The following is an 18,074-nucleotide window of genomic DNA, read 5'->3' as shown; positions in this document are numbered from 1 at the left end:
GGGCAGCTTACAGCGCGGCGATGATGGCTTCGGTGAAGTCGCGCGTGGTGGCGCCGCCGCCCAGGTCGCCGGTGCGCACCTTGCCCTCGGTGTAGACCTTCTGGATGGCGTTCGCCATGCGCTTGGACTCATCGCGCATGTCCAGCCACTCCAGCATCATCACCGCGGACATCATCAGCGCGGTGGGGTTGGCGATGCCCTTGCCGGCGATGTCCGGCGCCGTGCCGTGGACCGCCTCGAACACCGCGGTGCGCTCGCCGATGTTGGCCCCGGGCACCACGCCCAGGCCGCCCACCAGGCCCGCGCACAAGTCACTGACGATGTCGCCGTAGAGGTTCTCCAGCACCAGCACGTCGAAGCGGGTGGGGTCCTTCACCAGCTGCATGCAGAGGTTGTCGATGATGAACTCCTCGTACTGGATCTCCGGGTACTCGCGGCCCACCTTGCGGCAGCAGTCCAGGAAGAGGCCATCCGACAGCTTCATGATGTTGGCCTTGTGGACGGCGGTGACCTTCTTGCGGCCCAGCTTCTTGGCGTGCTCGAAGCCGAAGCGGGCGATGCGCGTGGAGGCCTTCTCGGTGATGATCTTCAGGGACTCGACGACGCCCGGGACGATGATGTGCTCCAGGCCGGCGTAGAGGCTCTCGGTGTTCTCGCGCACGACGATGAGGTCCACGTCCTCGTAGCGCGTCTTCACGTTGGGCACGCTCTTGACGGGGCGCAGCGAGGAGTACAGGTCCAAGCGCTTGCGCAGGCCCACGTTGGCCGACGGCATGCCGCCGCCCACCACGGTGCCGGTGGGGCCCTTGAGGGCCACGCCGCTGCGCAGCACCGCCTCCACCGTCTCGTGGGGCAGGTTGGTGCCGTACTTGGCAATCACCTCGGTGCCTGCGTCCTTGTACTCGAACTCCAGAGGCAGCTTGAGCGCCTCGAGGACTCGAACGGTGGCCGCCATGACTTCGGGGCCGATGCCATCGCCATTGATGATCGTGACAGTGCGGTTCGCCATGGAGGGGATTCAAGCCACAAAAACCCGGGGCTCGAAAGGCCGAAAAGCCCCCACCTGCGGCCTGGCTGATGGGTGCCACAAGGCGCGACCTCAGTGTGCCGGACTGGACGGAGGGGGCTGGGAAGGCGCCCTGGCGCGGCTGCGGCGGCGAGGCCGGCTGAAGACATAGGGCCGGTAGAAGGACTCCCACAGCACGGCGCGGCGGCTGCGGGGCCGGGGGCGCAGCTCGCCCAGCGGCGCGCGCACGAAGAACGAGGAGATGAAGAGGTAGGCGGCCAGCAGGGCCACCACGGTGATGACCACCATGATGAAGCCGCCAGGGACCGGGCCCACGTGGGCGCGCTCGACGAACTCGCCGAAGCTGTCGGGCGGCTGCGGGTGGCTGTACACCTTCACGAACCAGCTCAGCAGCAGGACGATGAGGATGGGCCCATAGGCGCGGTTGAGCCGCGTGGAGATGGCCGAGAAGAGCGAGAGCTGGATTTGCGGGCGCGACAGCTCCACGGCCAGCTCGCGGATGGCGTCCGGGTCGATGGGCTCGTGGCGCAGCATGGGCGCCCAGTAGCCGTCCTCCAGCAGCCGGACGCGGCGGTTCCACAAGTCATAGTACCGGTAGCGGCGCGCCTCGATGAGCAGGAAGGAGATGACCATCCAGATGCCGACGATGAACGTGACATGGGGGCTGCTGGCGTTGGCGAAGCCGAAGGAGATGACGGCCGCGGTGGTGGTGAGCGCCCAGTTGGTCGTCGTATCCAGGCGCGTGCGCCACTTGTCCGAGCGGCTGAGCTCGCCTCGGTAGAGCTGTGCCATGGCCGAGTCCGAGAGGCTCAGCGTCTCCAGGTCGTTCTTGTCCCGTCCGTTGGCTTGCATGCGGGTGGCTCCCGCAATGGTGGGGGCGGCGGGCGGCGGATGCATGCGGCCAGTCCCGGAGGGCTGCCTGCCTGCTCGCTTGCCGGGACTGGCCAAGGCGGCCGGTCGTGGCCACCTTCCTGGCCTGACGTGGAGCCCATCGAACCCATCGACGCGCTGTCCGAGTTGCTACAGGAGGAGCGCGAGCGCATCGCGCGCCTGTGGGCCAAGCGCCTGCGGGAGGAGCTGTACGAGCTGGACCTGCCGGGCCGCGATTTACGCGCGCCCCTGAGGCGGCTGCTGGAGGAGCTGGCCCGGCTGCTCAAGGATCGGCCGGACGAAGTGGTGCAGCTGTGGCCCGAGGTGGTGCGCCCGCACGGCGCGTTCCGGTACGACCAGCGCTTCGAGTCGGAGGATCTGGCGCGCGAGTTCAAGGCGCTCCAGGCGGTGCTGCTGCGCGTCTACTCCCGGCGCCATGGCCAGGAGGTGGAGCCGGGGGTGGCCGAGCTCATCAACGAGCTGGTGGGAGAGGCGAACGCCTCGGCGCAGGCCTCCTTCGCGCGGGTGCTGAGGACGGAGGAGGTGCGCTTCCGCGAAGCAGCGGTGATGGAGTCGGTGCTGCACCACATGGACGTGGGCATCCTCCTGGCCGAGGCGGATGGGCGGGTATCCTTCGCCACGCCGCCGGTGAGCCGGCTGTTGGGCGTGCCCATGCGCTCGGTGGTGGGAGAGCGGGCCACCACCGCGCTGGCGCCGGTGCTGGCGCAGGTGAACGCGCGCCACGCCACGGGTGAGCCCTTTCGGGTGACGGACCTGCCCTTCATGAGGGCGCTCAAGGAGCGCGGGCCGGTGCGCGGGGTGATGATGGTGGTGGAGCGCCCCGGCGGCGGCGAGGCGAGCCTGGAGATGAGCGCCACGCCCATCTGGGAGGAGGGCGGCGAGCTGGCCGGTGTCATCCAGACGATGACGGACCGGACCGAGGCGGCCACGAAGACGCGGGAGCTGATGAGCGCGCAGGACGAGCTGCGGCGGCTGCAGGGGCGGCTCTTGCAGCGCACCCGGGCGCAGGCGCTGGGGCAGTTGGCCAGCGGGGCGGCGCACGCGCTCAACAACTTCCTCAACGTGTTGCGCCTGCGAATCACGCTGCTGAGGCGCGAGTTCAAGCCCGAGCACCTGGACGCGCTGGACAAGACGGTGGGCCAGGTGGGCGAGCTGGTGAGCCGGCTGCAGGAGTTCAACGTTCAGCGCACCGAGGAGGTGCTCACGGACGTGCCGCTGGACACGGCGGTGCGCGAGGCGCTGGAGCTGGCGCGCGGCGAGCTGGAGCAGGGCGAGCACCCGCTGGGGGTGGACCTGGTCCTGGGCGATCCGGGCTCGGTGCGAGCCGACGCGGGCTTCTTGCGCGAGCTGGTGGTGAGCCTGCTGCTGGCGGCCAAGGACCGGATGGAGCGGGGCGGACGGCTGGCGCTGACGACGCGTCCCGATGGCGAGGGCCGGCTGGAGCTGCGCATTCAAGATGAGGGACCGCCGTACGCGGTGGAGGAGCTGGCGCGGCTGTTCGACCCGCTGCAGCGGGAGGCGGGGGCGGCGCAGCACGCGCTGCAACTGGCGGTGGTGCAGGCGCAGGTGCAGCGCTGGGGCGGCGAGCTGACGGTGGAGAACGCGGACAGCGGGAAGGGCGCGGCCTTCGTGGTGCGCCTGCCCCAGGTGCGCGAGGCGGGAGTCGAGGAGCACGCGCCCCAGGTGGCGGTGACGGGCCCACGGCGCTTCCAGCAGACGCGCCGCGTGCTGGTGGTGGATGACGACCTGGACAATGCGCGGATGATGGCGGAGGTGCTGGGCGACGAGGGCTACGAGGTGCAGGTCGCCCCGAGCGCGGAGGTGGCGCTGCAGCTCTGGGAGAAGCGGCGCTTCGACGCGGCGCTGCTGGACGCGCTGATGCCGGAGATCTCCGGCTGGGAGCTGGCGCGCGAGCTGCGAAAGCGCACGCCGCAGGCGCTGCTGGCCATCGTCACCGGAATGGACGTGCGGGGACAGAACCGGGCCAACCTGGCACTGGTGGACGCGGTGTTCCGCAAGCCCATCGACGTGGGCGCGCTGGACGAGTTCCTCTCCCAGTCCGAGGCGCCCACGGCGGAGGGCGGGGAGCGGGCCGCGCCCAGCGTGCCGCCCCACTGAGGGGCTTCAGGGCGCGAGCAGCAACACCTTGACCTGACTGGGCACCAGCCGCGCGCCCGGACAGTTGGTGGAGTTCTGGAGGGAGACGCTGCCCACGCGCGTGGCGGGCATGCCCCCGACGAGCACGCTGAAGGCGCCCGTCAGGTGGCGGGAAGGCCCCATGACGGTGCCCGAGGCCATGCCCATCGCGACACCCGCGTTGTCCCCGTTGGTGAGGGGGACCACCGTTCCCAGGTTGTGCGCGGGGGTACACTGGAACATGACCTTGTAGGCTGCGGGGACGCCCATCGGACCCGCGGCGATGTTGGGGTAGGGCACGGGAGTGGGCGCGGGCATCGGCGTGAGGCAGACGTCCGGAAAGCCCATGTCGACTCCACCCATCTGCGTATTGGCGAACATGCGAGCTCCTCGGGCCTCAGCCCAGGTGGACCTGATCGCCGTCCAGCTTCACGAGCTGTTCGGCGGTGACGAGCGCGTTGCGGCCGCGCACGCTGACGTTCTTGGAAGCCATGTAGTCGAGCTGCTCGGCGCGCACGGAGTCCACCTCCTCCACCTGCCGGTACGAGCGCCGCACGCGCTGCGAGAAGCGCTCCAGCACCGAGTCGAAGAAGCGGCCAATCACCTTCAGCGTCTCCACCTGCACGCTGGCGAAGGTGCCGAGGAAGTGGGCCTTCTCGATGGAGAGGTTCGCCTCCACGGCATGGGCCCGCAGAGAGCTCGTGACACAGGAGACGTCCTGACCGGAGACGACGCTCATTCCCTCGGAGGCCGTCACCGTCAGGCGCCCGGCTGGGAGGTGCAGCCCGAGGTTGCCCTGATGGACGAGCCGGCCCGGAGCGCCCTCTTCCCGCTCGAGCACGGCGAGCACGTAGCAGCCCCGGCCCGGAACGAACGTGACGAGGACGAGGTCTCCCGGCTCGGGCGCGAGCAGGCAGCTCGGCGCGCGCTTCGCAGGGTGGGGCGTCCCGCCGACGGCGACGCTCAGCGAGGCGCCCTCGGTGGACAACACCGAGCCGACATCCTGCTGAATCACCGTGGACCCGATTCTTCCCGCCAGCTTCTCCACACAGCCTCCTTGGTGCAGGTGTTGCGCGCTCAATGCGTTGGTCGCCAGTTCTCCGCCTGGGCCCGCTTCTCGTCGGTGCCCAGCGCCCCCACCGGGGAGCGCCCCACGGTCCCTCGCTCCAGGGCACCATGGAACTGGGTGCGCTCGAGGGTGGCCCGGGTGAAGTCCGCGGCGGAGAGGTCCGCGTGGCTGAAGTCCGTGTAGGTCAGCTCCGCGCCAATGAAGCGGGCCCCCGCGCACTTGGCGCGGGCGAACTGGGCCTGTTGCAGATTGGCGCCGCTGAAGTCGGCCTTGCCGAGCTCCGCGTCCAGCAGCAGCGCCTGGAAGAGGTTGGCCTGACGGAAGTTGGCCCCCGCGGCCCGCGCCTGGATGAACAGCGCGTTGGCGGCGTTCGCCTTCTCCATCTTGGCGCCGCTGAGGTCCGCGTCCTTGAAGCCGCACTGTACGAGCACGCTGTCGCGCAGGTCGCACCCGGACAGGTTGGCCCCATTGAACTGGGTGAGGGTGAAGCGCATCCCCTGAAGGTTCATCCCCGAGAGGTTGCTCTGCAGCAGCAGGGCCAGCTCAAAGCTCGCGCCCGTGAGGTTCACGGTGCGCAGGTCCGCCTCATTGAGCACTGTCTGCTTGAGCGTGGCCCCGGAGAGGTTCACCTGGCCCCAGCTCCCCTGGAAGAACGCGGTGCGGTCGAGCAGGGTGCCGGAGAGATCGGCGCCCGTCAGGTTCACCTCCGAGAACACCCCGAGGGCGAGCCGCGCCTGGCGCAGCGTGACTCCCGAGGCGCTGCACGCGTGCCACTTCGCCCCCGTCAGGTCCGCGCCCTCGAGCGTGGCGCGGTCGAGCGAGGAGTGGTCCAGCACGGCGCGCGGCAGCTCGGCCTTGCGCAGGTCCGCGCCTTCGAAGGAGCAGCCGGCGAAGATGGCCTCCCGGAGCGCGGCGCCCGCGAACTTCGCCGAGGCGAAGCGGACTTCCTGGAACACGCCTCCGGAGAGGTCGGCGCCCGAGAGGTCCATCCCCGACAGATCCACGCCGGTGATGGGCTCACCGTGGCGCACCTGCTCGATGAGCTCGTCCCGGGTCATGTCCGCTCCTGGGTGATGCGCACATCCGTGAGGAGCGCCTGGCGCATGCTCGCGGCCTTGCCCCGCACCTTGGCGAAGTCCGCCCGGAAGAGGTTGGCGCCCGTGAAGTCCGCCTGGGAGATGTCCGCCTTCTGGAGGATGGCGTTCATGAGGTTGATGGACACGCAGTGGGCCGCTTGAAGGTTTGCGCGGACCCAGCGGCTCTCCCGAGCGACGGAGCGGTAGAAGCGCGCCCCGCGCAGCTCGCACTCGCTGAGGTCCGCGCGGTCCAGCGTGGCGCCGGAGAAGTTGCTCTCCTCCAGCCGGGTGCCGCGCAGGTTGGCCTCGCTGAGCTCGGCCTCCTGGAAGTCCGACTTCGCGAACGAGCAGCCCTGCACCAGGCGCAGGTTGCCGAGCTTGGCCTGGCGGAAGTTGGCCCCATCTCCCTTGGCCGTCAGGAACATCCCGGAGGTGAGCGTGGCGCCGCTGAAGTCCGCGCCGGTGACGGTACACTCCAGGAAGATGCACCCGGCGAGCTGGGCGCCCGTGAACGCCGCCTGGGAGAGGTCGGTCCGCATGAAGGTGATGCCGGCCGCCGACACCTCCCGGAAGTCCGCCCCCTTCATCCGCGCGCCGGACAGGTCCGCGCCGGTGAGCTTGGCTCCGCGCAACTTCGCCCCGCTCAGGTCGGCCTCGGAGAGGTTGGCGCCCGAGAGCTCCGCGCCACCGTCGAACCGCGTGCCGAGGAGCTGGGCCCGCCCGAGGTTGGCGCCCTTCAGGTTCGCCCCGGTCAGGCGGGCGCCGGACAGCTCGGCGCGAGCGAGCACGGCCCCCTCGAGGTTCGCCCCGCTCAGGTTGGCGCCCTTCAGGTTCACCCGCTCCATCAGCGCGCCCTGGAAGTTCACCCCAGGCAGCTCCATGCCCGAGAGGTCCGCGCCCGTGAGGTCCTCCCGTGCGAGCGGCTGTCCGGCCCGGTGGCACGCCTCCACGCGGGCGCGCACCTGCGCGGAGGACGGGGCGTCCATCGCGGCCGCGGGATCCATGTGGTGCGCGAAGCGCTGATAGATCTCGCGAAGCTGGGCCTCACCGTGCTCCATCCGCTGGAGGAACGCGGGGGCGGCGAGCATGGCCTCGAGCTCGGGCATGGGCTGCCCCTGGCCGCGAACGTCGGCCGCGAGCTGTTGGAGCTTCGCGAACTCCTCGCGAGCCGAGAAGCGGGGAGGCCCACCCGCCTTCTCCTTCGCGTCCTGCATGACCTTCTCGTAGTGGATGCCATGCTCGGCGCAGATGCGGCGTGCGTGTTGCTCGGCCTCCACCCGCTGGCGCTCGGCCGAGGCCTTCTGCTCCTCGATCTGCGCTTCGATCTGGCCCACGACGGCGGGCAACTCCTCCAGGGTGGGTGCCCGCTCCTCGGGCGGGAGGGTGGCGGGCAGGACGGTGTCCGGATCCACACCCGCGGCCCGAACCGTCTCCCGGGCGCGGTCCCGTTCGCGCTGGGCTCCGCGCCGCATGGCATCGCGCAGAACCTGGCCTCCCACGGTGAACTCCGGGGGCACGGTGTCCAGGTCGCCCGGAGCGCCGGCGGGCTGCTCGGGCAACAGCTCGGAGTCCTGCAAGGCGAAGAGATACCCCTGCTTCTTGTCCAGGCGCCGCGCGAGCACGTCCTTGTAGTGCTGGGCGGGACGCGGAGCGCCTTGCGCCTCGAAGGCAGTGACGCAATGGAGCACGTCCGCGGCATCGTCCTCGGCGACCTTGGCGAGGGCGCGGAAGAGAAGCACCCCGCGCTGGGCGTGCGGAAACAGCCACACGGTGTCCAGCCGGGTGGAGAGCTCCTGCAGGGACTCGCCCTGAGGCGTCTTGAGGGTGACGAAGGCGCGGGCGGTCAGCCGCGGCAGCGTGCCCTCGATGCGGGGCTGGGAGGGGTGGAGGTGCTCGAGGAAGAAGCGCTCGCCACCCTGGAAGTAGCCGGAGAGCCACTGGTCCTCGGGAGCGGCGTTGAAGTAGCTCTCGTCCAGGTCCTCGGCGAAGCCGGGGAAGCGCGTCTTCAACCAGCGGCTGTCATACGTGCCGGCCTTGGAGGCCCGCTGCGGCCAGCTCGTGTCCAAGGGCAGCAGACCCGCGGGGGCGGGCTTGTCCTTGGGCGAGCGGATGAGCTGGTTGGGCGCCTCCACATTGGGCAGGGGGTGGAGCGCGCCGGGGGGGAGCTTCCCCTGGACGAAGCCCTTGCCCAGGGGATTGGGCGCGTAGCCCTGGCCGCCGAAAGCCTGGGCATACGTGAGCGGCATCTGGGTGAAGGGCTCGGGAGGCGAGGGGACTCCACTCCGGTCCCAGTGACGGTTGCCCACCACGCGCAGCGTCTTGTCGATGGAGCCCACGCGCACCCGCACCTGGCAGGCGACCTGCGGGGTGCCTCCCGGGGGAAAGGCCTGCGCGTGGACGAGCACCTCGCCGCGCTGCTTGGGCAGGCCCTCGTCCAGCGGCGTCTGCCCACCCAGCTCCTCGGCGGCGAACTTCCAGAGGGCCACTTCGGGCAGGAGCACGTCGGGCTGATCCAGCGGGAAGAAGGCGGCCATGGTGAGCACGAGGAAGGTGTCCTTCCCGTACTCGAAGGAGCGCGGCAGCAGCCCGAGCTTCTGCGGTTTGATGACCTTCATACGCCGGGCTCCGCTTTTCCTCCCCAATCGATGAACAGCGTCCCAGGCTCGGAGGCGGGAACCCGAACGGGCAGCCGCTCGTCCGGGCGAAGCCGGCCGACGTAGGCGGTGGGGATCCACTGCTTCAGCGCCATCCGGTAGGGCTGGCGTGAGGGCACGGTGATCTCGACGTCGAGCGAGAGCTCCACGGAGTCTTCGTTGGCATACAGCTGCTCGAAGCTGACGATGCGCAGCACCCCGGGAACCGCCGAGGCCTTGAGCTCCCGGAGCCGGGCGGCCTTCTTCCGGTTCTCCTGGTGGAGAATGATCCCGATGGGCAGGCCCATGACACCCAATCCGAGGATGATCCCTCCAGAGTAGCGAAGGAACATCTGGAGCGAGCCACCGCTGTCTGTCTGCGCCTCGGGGGACACGTAGAAGCTCGCGATCAGCATCGCGATCGCGCCACCGATGATCAGAAAGCCCAGAATGTACCCGACGGCCTTGCCCGCGGCATCCGGCTCCTGGTTCGTCATCCGTTTCTCCCCTTACGCCACGACGAACAAGCCGACGACGTGCAGGTTGCAGTAGGCCTGCTGGATGGCGGCTCCGAACGTTTTGATGGTCGTCGGGTTGTTCTGATACTTCATCGTCGCGATGTCCATCTTGAGGGACGTGAGGTCCATCTTCACGTTCGTGGCGGCCACGGCCATGCCCGCGACGACTTCGGCCTTGGCGCCCAGGATGGAGAACTTGAAGCCGATCGCCTCGCCACTCCAGGGCGCTGACTTGAAGTTCTTGGCGGGAGCCACCTGGTTCACGTTGGGCGCGACGATGTTGTAGCTCACGGGGCTGGTGATGGTGGCCGCGCCGGTGATGGTCTGGGTGAGCACGCCGTTCACCGTGAGCGTCTGGGGGCCCGTCGTCTGGGTGAGCGGGCCCGAGATGGTCTCGGTCCGACCGCTGGAGCCCACGGTGATGTTCTGTCCGCCGTTGGCGGTGATCTTCTGCTGCCCGGTGATGGTGTGCGTGTCCTTGCCGGTGACGGTGTGCGTCTGGTTCGACTCGGCCGTGACGGTGCGGTTGCCGGTGACCTTGAGCTTCTGCTCCTTGGTGACCTTCGTGTCGTCGTTGCCACTGACCGTGAGGAAGCGGTCCTCCTTCACCTTGGTGTCCAGGAGGTTGTCGTAGGTCTCGGTGACGGACTTCTTGACGTACTCGGTCTTGGCTCCTTGCACCTTGGTGTCGTAGTCACCGCCCAGATCGATCAACGCGCTGCCATTGGAGCGCAGATGGATGTTGTGGCTGCTCTCGTCCGGGGCGCCCATGTGGAGCAGGGTGTCCTGGGTGGGCGTGGACAGCCGCACGTGCTGCACGTCGGCCTTGTCCTCCAGCTCCATCCGGTTGCCGCCGCCGGTGAGCAGGACGTTGAAGGTGGCGTTGTTCTGGGTGACGGGGCTGGGGGTATGGGGGTTGGGCACGACGCCGGCGATGACGGGGCGATCCGGATCTCCCCCGAGGAACACCAGGAGCACCTCGGTGCCCTTGCGCAGCGGGAAGTGGAAGCCCTCGCGGCTGCCACCGTGGGGCTGGAGCATGCGGACCCAGGTGGAGGCCTTGCCGTTGCGCGGATCGTTCTCGTCGAAGTGGAGCTGGAGCCTGTAGCGGCCGTGCTCGTCGATCTGCGCGTACTGGCTCTCCTGCTCGCCGTCCACGCGTCCAGTCTCCACCCCGAAGATGCGGGGGACCGGAGTCAGCTGTGGGGGGCGGAACTGGACGCCGCTGGGAATGGCCTCCACCCGCATGAAGTAGGTGGGCTCCGCGTCCCGGTTCAACTGCGTGGGCGCTTCGTCGTCCAGCTCCTCGACGTCGCCGATGCCCTGGCTGCCCTCATGCTCCACGGTGACCGCGAGGTACGAGGCGTTGAAGGAGGGGCGGGGATGCTCGCAGACCTCGAAGAGGTAGCCTGGCTGCGCCTCGAAGGCCCGGCCCCGGCCCTCGAAGATGGCCTCGCGGGCCTTGAGCTCCTCGGCGCGGGCCTGGGCCAGCCGCTTGCCGTCCGCGGGGGTGGTGTAGTGCTCGTCGTGGCTGACCACCTCGCCGACGCCGTGCGGGGACACGGGGTGGCTCTTCTTCAAGTCCATGGTGGGCCGCAGGTAGTCGTACTCGCGCAGCCGGACCTCCTTCGGGCGCGTGCGGCACCGGGAGGTGAAGGTGGCGAAGGCCTCGACACCGGTGAGGTTGCGGCCCGCCTGGGGGAAGTACCGGACCGAGCCGCTCGACGCGGCGTAGCTCTTGTGGTCGGTGATGATGAGCTTCTCGCGGTCCTCGAGCTGCTCGAAGTAGAAGTAGATGCCCTCGCGCTCCATCCGCCGCTGGATGAAGGCCAGGTCGCTCTCCCGGTACTGGGAGACGTGCTCGAGCTTCGGGTAGCGCTCCTTCAACCGCAGCGCGTAGTCCTCCGCGACGAAGCCGTTGTCCTCGAGCAGGTTGGTGATGATGGTGGGGATGGCCTGCTGGACGTAGACGTTGCTGTGCTGGTTCAGCCCCAGCCTCCACAGCCGGGGTACGAGCACGACTTCATAGACGGTGTGGTCGGCGGTCTCGCGGACCCAGTCGATGGAGGCCAGCACGCCATGAAGGGTGCGGCGCGGCGTCCCGTCTCCGCCGTGGATGGTCAGGGTGGCGGGGGCGTTGAGGGCCTGCTCCATCTCGAAGACCAGGCCCTCGTCCTCGTGCATGAGCAACTGGAGGGTGAAGCTGTAGAGATGGGAGATGCCCTCCGTGCCGCCCAGGCGCAGGACCCGCGTGTCCGCGGGGAGCGCGTCGCACGAAATCGTGAAGAGAGGCTGGGTCGGAAACCTGTTGAGATCGAGTGCTCCGGGCATCGCGTCTCCCCCGCATGGACGTCATGGGGCCTCGGCTCCTGGAAACTGGATGTTCCGGGAAGGCCCGTTACGCCCCTGACCCTAGTTCTCCCAGTGCTCGCCGCTCAACGCCTACTTACCCGCCGATGCGCGCCCACGTGTCTACCCACGTGGGGGCGGGAAGCGGAGGCTCAGTCCAGGGAGGCCTGGGCGGCGAAGAAGACCACGCGCCCTCCGAGAGAGGGAGAGGTGACGCCGCTGACGCCCTCGGTGACGGTCCACAGGTTGGTGCCACTGCCGGTGGCGTGCATGCCCTCGGGCATCCGAGCCCACTGCGAGCTACCGGAGAGGTAAGCGGTGCGTGAGGCGCTGGTGGAGACCTTGAAGAGCGCGCCGCCATAACGCGTGGAGCTCAGCCAGTACGAGGTGGTCGCCGTGGAGGTCATGATGGGGGCCACACCCTGCACGTTGGGCTCGTTCATGACGTAGGCCCGCTCTGGGGAGACCAGCCCGCTCACGGTCTTGAGGCGGGAGGTAGCGGAGTCCATGGGCCAGCGATAGAGCCGCCCTCCGAGGCCAGGAGTGGAGCCGTCATAAGGGCACGAGGTGCCGGTGTTGTTGCAGTACTCACCGGAGAGCACCACGTCGGTGGAGCCGCGGGTGTCCTTGCCGAGGAAGGAGAACTTGGGGCGGCACGGGCTGGTGATGGAGGAGGGCACCACGTAGGCGCTTACCTGAGGCAGGACGTACTTGTAGCCATAGGCGCACCACACCGAGCCGACGTGGCCGATCTGTGTCTCGCAGGTGGTGCTGGTGTCGACCTCGCGGATCTGCGTGAGGTCGAACACGCGCATGCCATCGGAGGTGTCGGCCATGTAGAGGGAGTTGCCGAACCATGCGAGGCCGCCGCCGTGCTCGGGGATGGTGGTGAAGTTGCCGGAGCTGGTGGGGCGAACGAGGAGAACGTGGCGGTAGCTGACGGCGCTGGCGGCCATGTCGGAGATGTCGGCCACGGAGATGCGCACGCCCTTCTCGGGAGCGGTGGTGGGGGCGTAGTGCCAGGAGACGATGGCGACGTTGGCGGAGCCAGAGGTGCCCGCGGTGAGGGCCTGAGGGATCCACTCAGTGGTGGCCATGTCGCCATCGTTCCAGCGGAAGCCGCCCTTGTAGCCCACGGCGGGAGGGCGGGTGGAGGCGGTGAGCATGGGGCCGGCGCGGTTGAGGTCCTGGAGGACGGTGCTCAAGCCGAGGGCGGGGCCGACGGGCGTCATGTACGAGGGATAGGTGCTCCAGGTGTTCTGGTCCTGGAGCTTGAGGCAGCTGGCGTCATGGGTCGTCAGCGGCGCTCCCTCGGTGAGCGCTTGCTGGGACTCCACGAGGGGGGCCGCCTCGTCCGTCTCCGAGGAGGGGCCACAGGCGAGGAGAAAGGCCGCTAGGGTGAGGAAGCGCATTGGCTGAAAGACCTCCGCAGGTATGTCTATGAGAGCCACTTCATCTCATGGAGCTTGTCGAAGATGATCTGACTGACGAGAGAGACACGTTCCCGGTCCTGATACGTCAGCCAGACTAATTCCTCGATCTCGGAAGCGGGACGCAGCTCTCCATCGAACTCCGCGAGATAACAAGTCATCCGCACCCGCACACCTTCGGGTTTCCCATGGGCCTGGGCCTCGAAGGTTCCAAAGAGCGAGGCGGTCTCGGGTTTGATCCGAACGGACAGCTCCTCCTCGACCTCTCGGGAGAGCGCTTCGATATCCGTCTCGCCGGGCTCACGCTTTCCTCCCGGGAGGTAATAGGTGTCCTTTCCCTTGGAGCGAGCGCCCAGGATTCGCCCGTTGGCGACCCGTATCCATGCGAGCTTGTCAATCACCGTCAGCCTCTCTCCCAGAGAGCGGTTCAAGAGCCGTGACCATACGACAGCGGCGCCTGGCCCGGGGCATTGCGCGGCGTCCTGATCGCATACGCCTCGGACGTCAGGTACACACCCATGCGGCATGGGGTGCCCTGCCACTGAGCGAACACGGCGGACTGCAACCCCACCCCCGCCTCCAGCGGCCGCCGGGCGACCTCCGAGAGGACCTCCCGGTAGTGCTGGCGCTCTCGCGCATCGAGCAGCTCCGCGATTCGCTCCCGTGCCACCCGGTCGTCGTCCGCATAGGCATGCACGGGGAACTGGAGCGTACTGCCGACGGCGCGGGGCTCGCTGCCCGTGGAGAGCATCACCGAGGTGCGGACGGCGCCCCGGGAGATGGGGCCCGCTTCTCCCGCCAGCATCTGGAACAGCCTGCGCGCCTCTCCCGAGGCATACCCCTGCCCGAGCGCCAGCACCGGCTCCACGTCCTCGGCGGTGGCGTCGAGATGTTCCGCATGCAACTCGACGCGCGCCTCGGGACCCTCGGAGAGCTCCAGCGCCAGGGAGAGGAGCCGATCCTTCGGTCGGCGCAGCATCGCCTCGCGCAACGAGCGCCAGGAGCGCGCGAGCCCGAGACGACCGAGCGCCTCTTCCACCCGCGCCGGTGCCTGCTCGGCGCCCTGGGCCTGAGGATTCAGGAACACCCAGAGCTCGGGCGGGGCTCCTGGCCTCAGGGTCATCGCATGGCCCATCGCGAACGTCGCCCCGGGCTCACGTGGCACGAAGAGCTCCTCGATGCGCCGCAGCCGCTCCAGGGAGCGCTGGTACTCGAAGCTCAGGCGCCCGCTCAGTTGTTGTGCCACCGCCCAGTTGGTGGCGGGGCTCGGGTTGTCCCCCAGGGCTTCCACACGCAAGCGCAACTCGGGCTGTCCACCGTGCGAGGACCAGGAGAACTCGAGCGGCGAGTGCTCCTCGCTCAGTGTCGAGGGCCACAGCGGCACCTTGCGCATGGGGCGCTCTCCCCACGGGGCGAACAGGTTGCCAAAGTCTCGCAGCGCCGCCGAGGGCTCCAGCCCCGAGGCACGCGCCAGGGGCTCCAGCCGCGTCAGGCCGTGCTCCTTGAACGTCTTGCCAGCGAACTCCTCGGAGCGAGGGATCCAGTTCCGGCGCCGAGAGACCGCACCGGCGTGCTCCTGCAGCCCATCCGCCAGCAGCACGAAGGACTCGAACACCCTGTCCACGATTCCCAGCGCTTCCTCGCGGAGCCCATCGGGCACCTCGATGGCGTTGAGTTGCCGCTCCACTTCCTGCTGGAAGAGGGTGTGACTCTCCTCCACGGAGATGTGGTGCCCGGCGAAGAACTTGAGCCCCTGGCCGAGCCCACACTGCTTCAGGTGCTGGTCCATCATCGGGAAGTACACCTGCGAGGTGGCCTCCAGGGCCTCCACGAACACCAGCCGCAGTCGGTCATCCTGGATGCGGTAGATCTCCGAGCACAGCGCGAGCGCCGCGTCCCGCATCGGCCGGTTCTCCCGGGAGAACAGCCAGCCGATGTCCCACTGCCGCTCCGGGAAGATGAGCTTCAAGTCATCCAGGAACCAGAGATCGTGCCCCGTGTCCTCGCTCGCATGCCGGCCGATGATCTTCTTCAGATACGGATCTCGGGTGAGCCGCACGTTGATCCGGATGATGTCCTGGAACAGCAGGATGACGAACGCGGTGTAGGGCGTGAACGACAGCACCTGCTCCAGCGTGTTGCCGAAGTTCATCCGGGTGAAGAACTCGTGCTGGGCGAGTCGGTGCTCCCAGCGCTCGATGTAGCCGTGAATGTGCTTCATGCGGTCCTCTGGGGGCAGCGATGCGGAGGGTGGACACTGTAAGGCCTGATGAGTTGGGTATGTAGGGCGGTGCTATGTTGAAGCTCCGCGCGCCTTCCAAGCGCAGGAGCCACACATGGCCGAGAAGCCCATCCAGAACTGCGAGGTGCGCTTCCAGTTCAAGTGCCCGAAGCAGTGGGACGCCTTGAGGGAAACCGCCGAGGCCGGGGTGCGCTTGTGTGACGCGTGCCAGAAGCACGTGTACCTGTGCGAGAGCAAGCTGGACGCCGCCCGACACGCGCGAGAGGGCCACTGCGTCGCGGTGCCGGGATGGGTCACCTCACCGAGCGACGCTCCGGGAGGCCTCCCCATCCCAGACCGGGACATCGCCCGGCTGGTGCCATGGGAGTTGGCGGAGAAGCACCACCTGATCGCGCTGGACAGGGTTGGCACCACCCTGGTGGTGGCCATGAGCGACCCAGCCAATGTCGATGCCATCAACGAGGTGCGGTTCTTCACTGGCTACAACGTGGAAGTGCGGGCAGCCTCGCGGCGGGACATCGAGGAAGCGCTGACCCAGGTAGCCGCTCGGTACAAGCCCAGCACGCTGGAACTGGGGGTGATGGCAGAGGAGCCAGCGCCGAAGCCTGGCGCGAGCAAGGTGTTGCGCGAAGCCCACGACAAGAAGGAAGACTGAAGCCAATTTTCCGGCGGGAGGAACAATGAAGGTGGGTGTCCAGAAGCTGCTCTGTGTGGTTGCGATTGCGGGGTTGGGGCAGGGCTGCACTGGCTCGAAGGCCCTGAGGGATCCGGAGCTGCGCAGGCGCGCGGCGAACGTGGCCATCGTCGAGCCGAAGGACCTGCAGGGCCGGCCGTATACCGTCCTGGGAGAGGTATCCGCGGCGACCTGCACCAGCGGGATGTACCGGACCAACTACTCGCCCGCGGCGCTGCAAGAGATGTTGAAGGGCGAGGCTGCCTCCCTCCATGCCGATGCCGTGACGCAGATCACGTGTGGAGAGGGCGGCGTGCGGATGGAGTGTTGGACCTCGTATGAGTGCCGAGGGGACGCGATCCGCTGGGAGCCCGAGACGGCCGGTACCCAGCCCGCACCCGCCGAAGCTTCCTCCACAGAGGAATCTACGGCACCCCGTGATGGGACGTAACGAGTAGGTGGCGGGTGTACCCTCATGCGAGGTAGGGTGCCGGGCAGCCCACCTGCTTGGACGCCTCCATGACAATACCCGCTGGCCCTCGCTCCCCTCACCTCGGCGAAGTGCTTGGTCGCTGGAAGCTGATCGATCGTGCCGGCCGTGGGGGCTTTGGCGTTGTCTTCAAAGCACAACTCACCGCTGAGCCATGCACCGTGGCTGCGCTGAAGCTTGCACGCGAACCGATGGACGCGCGCTTCGAGCGGGAGGCGAAGCTGCTGGACGCCGCTCGCTCGCCGCACCTGCCCCGGCTGTTGGACAAGGGGGAGTGGCTCTCGCCGGATGGGCAGAGCTACCCCTACCTCGTCATGCAGTGGGTAGAGGGCCTGCCGCTATACGCAGTGCCGAAGGTGCGAAGCTTCACCAACGCTTCGGCGGCACGGGCCCTGGCCCATGTGGCGCACGCGCTGGCGGAGCTTCACCGCCTCGAAGGCGTGCATCGAGACGTCAAGGGCGACAACGTGCTGGTGCAGGCCGATGGCACCGCCGTGCTGGTGGACCTGGGCGCCGCCTGGCATGTGGGGGCACGCCCTCTCACCGATACCGTGATTCCCCCGGGAACCGAGGCCTACCGCAGTCCCGAACTGCTTCGCTTTCGGCGCCAGTTTCGCCGCACTCCCGAGGCGCACTACCTTTCCCAGCCGGCCGATGACCTGTACGCGCTGGGGGTGATGGCCTACCGCTTGGTAACGGGGCGCTACCCGGGCCCCATCACCGATCCGGACACCTCCTCGGCCGAGCCCCCGCGCTTTCTCCCACCGGGAGAGGTGGCCACGGTGACTGTGGAGCTTGAGCGGCTCATTCTCCAGATGCTCTCGGAGGACAGCGGGAAGCGCGGCACGGCGGTCGAACTGGCCCTGGCTCTGGAGAGAGCCGCCGCCAGCGCTGGGGCAGCACGTCTCATGGAACGCCCCTGCATGAGGGAGACCCAGAAGACGGCTCGGCCCGGCCCACGGTCGCGACACGCGCTGCCTGCCTGGCTCGCCTGGGTCGGCAGCTCCGCACTCGGGGCCGCACTGACGCTCGCCGTGTGGACGCTGGGTACCGCTCCGAGAAAGCGGGAGCGTGCCGAGGAAGAAGCGCCGCCGAGGGCAGACATGTCTGACGAGCGCATGACAGGCCTCGCGGACGCAGGGGTGGAGGAAATCCATGCGTCGACGGCAGCACTCCCGAATGCGGGAGTACCCACTTACGCCATCGGCCTGCCGATGCCGAAGAAGCCATTGCCTGGCCAGCGTCGACCGCCATGCGGTCCCGGATTGGTCACCCTCAACGATGGGTGCTGGGCAGGGCCGATCGAGGGAGAGCGCCCGCCCTGCGGGCAGGGGATGTTCGACTACCAAGACCGCTGCTACGTCGCGGTACTCGTCCCTCAACGCCAGCCAGCCTCGGAGCAGCCCTAAGCCCCACCCCTTTCAAGGTGTAGGTAGCGGTCGCCTCCATGCAGAGTAGAGGAGAGAGCGAACCGTGGAGGAGGAGCGAGGTGTTCCGGATGCACCGAGCTGTAGAGCCGGGGCTGCTGGGGACAGGTCAT

Annotated in this window: 15 protein-coding genes; 4 read left to right on the top strand and 11 right to left on the bottom strand. The window is 68.4% G+C overall.

What is annotated here, in order from left to right; all coding sequences use genetic code 11:
- Positions 1 to 7: 7 nt before the first annotated feature.
- Together SYV04_RS12305 and SYV04_RS12300 are read right to left on the bottom strand one after the other, a co-directional pair.
- On the bottom strand, positions 8 to 1,009 hold the full coding sequence (locus tag SYV04_RS12305; RefSeq protein WP_321545912.1) for an isocitrate/isopropylmalate dehydrogenase family protein: 1,002 nt from the start codon (positions 1,007 to 1,009) through the stop codon (positions 8 to 10).
- Positions 1,010 to 1,099: 90 nt separating this feature from the next.
- Complete coding sequence (locus SYV04_RS12300; protein ID WP_321545911.1) at positions 1,100 to 1,879, bottom strand: DUF2270 domain-containing protein; 780 nt, start codon at positions 1,877 to 1,879, stop codon at positions 1,100 to 1,102.
- A gap of 39 nt (positions 1,880 to 1,918) precedes the next feature.
- Between SYV04_RS12300 and SYV04_RS12295 the strand changes: the two genes are divergently transcribed.
- Positions 1,919 to 4,036, top strand: a complete 2,118-nt coding sequence (locus SYV04_RS12295) for a hybrid sensor histidine kinase/response regulator (protein WP_422723930.1) — start codon at positions 1,919 to 1,921, stop codon at positions 4,034 to 4,036.
- A gap of 6 nt (positions 4,037 to 4,042) precedes the next feature.
- Here SYV04_RS12295 and SYV04_RS12290 read toward each other — a convergent pair whose 3' ends face one another.
- From SYV04_RS12290 to SYV04_RS12250, 9 genes are all read right to left on the bottom strand, one after another.
- Positions 4,043 to 4,435 carry a DUF4150 domain-containing protein gene (locus tag SYV04_RS12290; RefSeq protein WP_321545909.1) on the bottom strand — a complete coding sequence of 131 codons (393 nt, stop codon included), beginning with the start codon at positions 4,433 to 4,435 and terminating at the stop codon, positions 4,043 to 4,045.
- Between the two features lie 16 nt (positions 4,436 to 4,451).
- Positions 4,452 to 5,102, bottom strand: coding sequence for a DUF3540 domain-containing protein (locus SYV04_RS12285; protein WP_321545908.1), 651 nt, complete (start codon positions 5,100 to 5,102; stop codon positions 4,452 to 4,454).
- 29 nt (positions 5,103 to 5,131) lie between these two features.
- Entirely contained in the window at positions 5,132 to 6,181 is a 1,050-nt protein-coding gene (locus tag SYV04_RS12280) for a pentapeptide repeat-containing protein (protein WP_321545907.1), read from the bottom strand.
- Entirely contained in the window at positions 6,178 to 8,814 is a 2,637-nt protein-coding gene (locus SYV04_RS12275) for a DUF2169 domain-containing protein (RefSeq protein WP_321545906.1), read from the bottom strand. The genes SYV04_RS12280 and SYV04_RS12275 overlap by 4 nt, the downstream gene beginning before the upstream one ends.
- On the bottom strand, positions 8,811 to 9,329 hold the full coding sequence (locus SYV04_RS12270) for a hypothetical protein (RefSeq protein ID WP_321545905.1): 519 nt from the start codon (positions 9,327 to 9,329) through the stop codon (positions 8,811 to 8,813). Before SYV04_RS12270 ends, SYV04_RS12275 begins: the two co-directional genes overlap by 4 nt.
- A 12-nt stretch (positions 9,330 to 9,341) precedes the next feature.
- Positions 9,342 to 11,681, bottom strand: a complete 2,340-nt coding sequence (locus SYV04_RS12265) for a type VI secretion system Vgr family protein (protein ID WP_321545904.1) — start codon at positions 11,679 to 11,681, stop codon at positions 9,342 to 9,344.
- A gap of 170 nt (positions 11,682 to 11,851) precedes the next feature.
- The gene (locus SYV04_RS12260; protein WP_321545903.1) at positions 11,852 to 13,111 is read right to left on the bottom strand and encodes a hypothetical protein; all 1,260 of its coding nucleotides are present in this window, start codon (positions 13,109 to 13,111) and stop codon (positions 11,852 to 11,854) included.
- A gap of 26 nt (positions 13,112 to 13,137) precedes the next feature.
- Positions 13,138 to 13,530, bottom strand: coding sequence for an NUDIX hydrolase (locus SYV04_RS12255; protein WP_321545902.1), 393 nt, complete (start codon positions 13,528 to 13,530; stop codon positions 13,138 to 13,140).
- A gap of 26 nt (positions 13,531 to 13,556) precedes the next feature.
- Positions 13,557 to 15,350, bottom strand: coding sequence for a tryptophan dimethylallyltransferase family protein (locus tag SYV04_RS12250; RefSeq protein WP_321545901.1), 1,794 nt, complete (start codon positions 15,348 to 15,350; stop codon positions 13,557 to 13,559).
- Positions 15,351 to 15,465: 115 nt separating this feature from the next.
- On the opposite strand from SYV04_RS12250, the gene SYV04_RS12245 reads away from it, so the two are divergent.
- The 3 genes from SYV04_RS12245 to SYV04_RS12235 all read left to right on the top strand — a co-directional run bounded on the left by SYV04_RS12245 (position 15,466) and on the right by SYV04_RS12235 (position 17,943).
- A complete protein-coding gene (locus SYV04_RS12245; protein WP_321545900.1) occupies positions 15,466 to 16,026 on the top strand; it encodes a GspE/PulE/PilB domain-containing protein in 561 nt (186 codons plus the stop codon).
- Between the two features lie 25 nt (positions 16,027 to 16,051).
- Positions 16,052 to 16,495 carry an Rcs stress response system protein RcsF gene (rcsF, locus tag SYV04_RS12240; protein ID WP_321545899.1) on the top strand — a complete coding sequence of 148 codons (444 nt, stop codon included), beginning with the start codon at positions 16,052 to 16,054 and terminating at the stop codon, positions 16,493 to 16,495.
- A gap of 68 nt (positions 16,496 to 16,563) precedes the next feature.
- The gene (locus SYV04_RS12235; protein ID WP_321545898.1) at positions 16,564 to 17,943 is read left to right on the top strand and encodes a serine/threonine-protein kinase; all 1,380 of its coding nucleotides are present in this window, start codon (positions 16,564 to 16,566) and stop codon (positions 17,941 to 17,943) included.
- The last annotated feature ends 131 nt before the right edge of the window (positions 17,944 to 18,074 follow it).

Origin of the sequence: Hyalangium ruber, assembly GCF_034259325.1 — a bacterium.
In the GTDB taxonomy this organism is placed as follows: domain Bacteria; phylum Myxococcota; class Myxococcia; order Myxococcales; family Myxococcaceae; genus Hyalangium_A; species Hyalangium_A rubrum.
This window is presented reverse-complemented; position numbering and strand designations above follow the sequence as displayed.

What these genes read in the sequence shown, in the direction of transcription:
- SYV04_RS12260 (WP_321545903.1), bottom strand. Translation starts at nt 13,111, where the DNA reads ATGCGCTTCCTCACCCTAGCGGCCTTTCTCCTCGCCTGTGGCCCCTCC.
- SYV04_RS12270 (WP_321545905.1), bottom strand. Translation starts at nt 9,329, where the DNA reads ATGACGAACCAGGAGCCGGATGCCGCGGGCAAGGCCGTCGGGTACATT.
- SYV04_RS12295 (WP_422723930.1), top strand. Translation starts at nt 1,919, where the DNA reads ATGCATGCGGCCAGTCCCGGAGGGCTGCCTGCCTGCTCGCTTGCCGGG.
- SYV04_RS12280 (WP_321545907.1), bottom strand. Translation starts at nt 6,181, where the DNA reads ATGACCCGGGACGAGCTCATCGAGCAGGTGCGCCACGGTGAGCCCATC.
- SYV04_RS12300 (WP_321545911.1), bottom strand. Translation starts at nt 1,879, where the DNA reads ATGCAAGCCAACGGACGGGACAAGAACGACCTGGAGACGCTGAGCCTC.
- SYV04_RS12275 (WP_321545906.1), bottom strand. Translation starts at nt 8,814, where the DNA reads ATGAAGGTCATCAAACCGCAGAAGCTCGGGCTGCTGCCGCGCTCCTTC.
- SYV04_RS12235 (WP_321545898.1), top strand. Translation starts at nt 16,564, where the DNA reads ATGACAATACCCGCTGGCCCTCGCTCCCCTCACCTCGGCGAAGTGCTT.
- SYV04_RS12305 (WP_321545912.1), bottom strand. Translation starts at nt 1,009, where the DNA reads ATGGCGAACCGCACTGTCACGATCATCAATGGCGATGGCATCGGCCCC.
- SYV04_RS12250 (WP_321545901.1), bottom strand. Translation starts at nt 15,350, where the DNA reads ATGAAGCACATTCACGGCTACATCGAGCGCTGGGAGCACCGACTCGCC.
- SYV04_RS12245 (WP_321545900.1), top strand. Translation starts at nt 15,466, where the DNA reads ATGGCCGAGAAGCCCATCCAGAACTGCGAGGTGCGCTTCCAGTTCAAG.
- SYV04_RS12265 (WP_321545904.1), bottom strand. Translation starts at nt 11,681, where the DNA reads ATGCCCGGAGCACTCGATCTCAACAGGTTTCCGACCCAGCCTCTCTTC.
- rcsF (WP_321545899.1), top strand. Translation starts at nt 16,052, where the DNA reads ATGAAGGTGGGTGTCCAGAAGCTGCTCTGTGTGGTTGCGATTGCGGGG.
- SYV04_RS12290 (WP_321545909.1), bottom strand. Translation starts at nt 4,435, where the DNA reads ATGTTCGCCAATACGCAGATGGGTGGAGTCGACATGGGCTTTCCGGAC.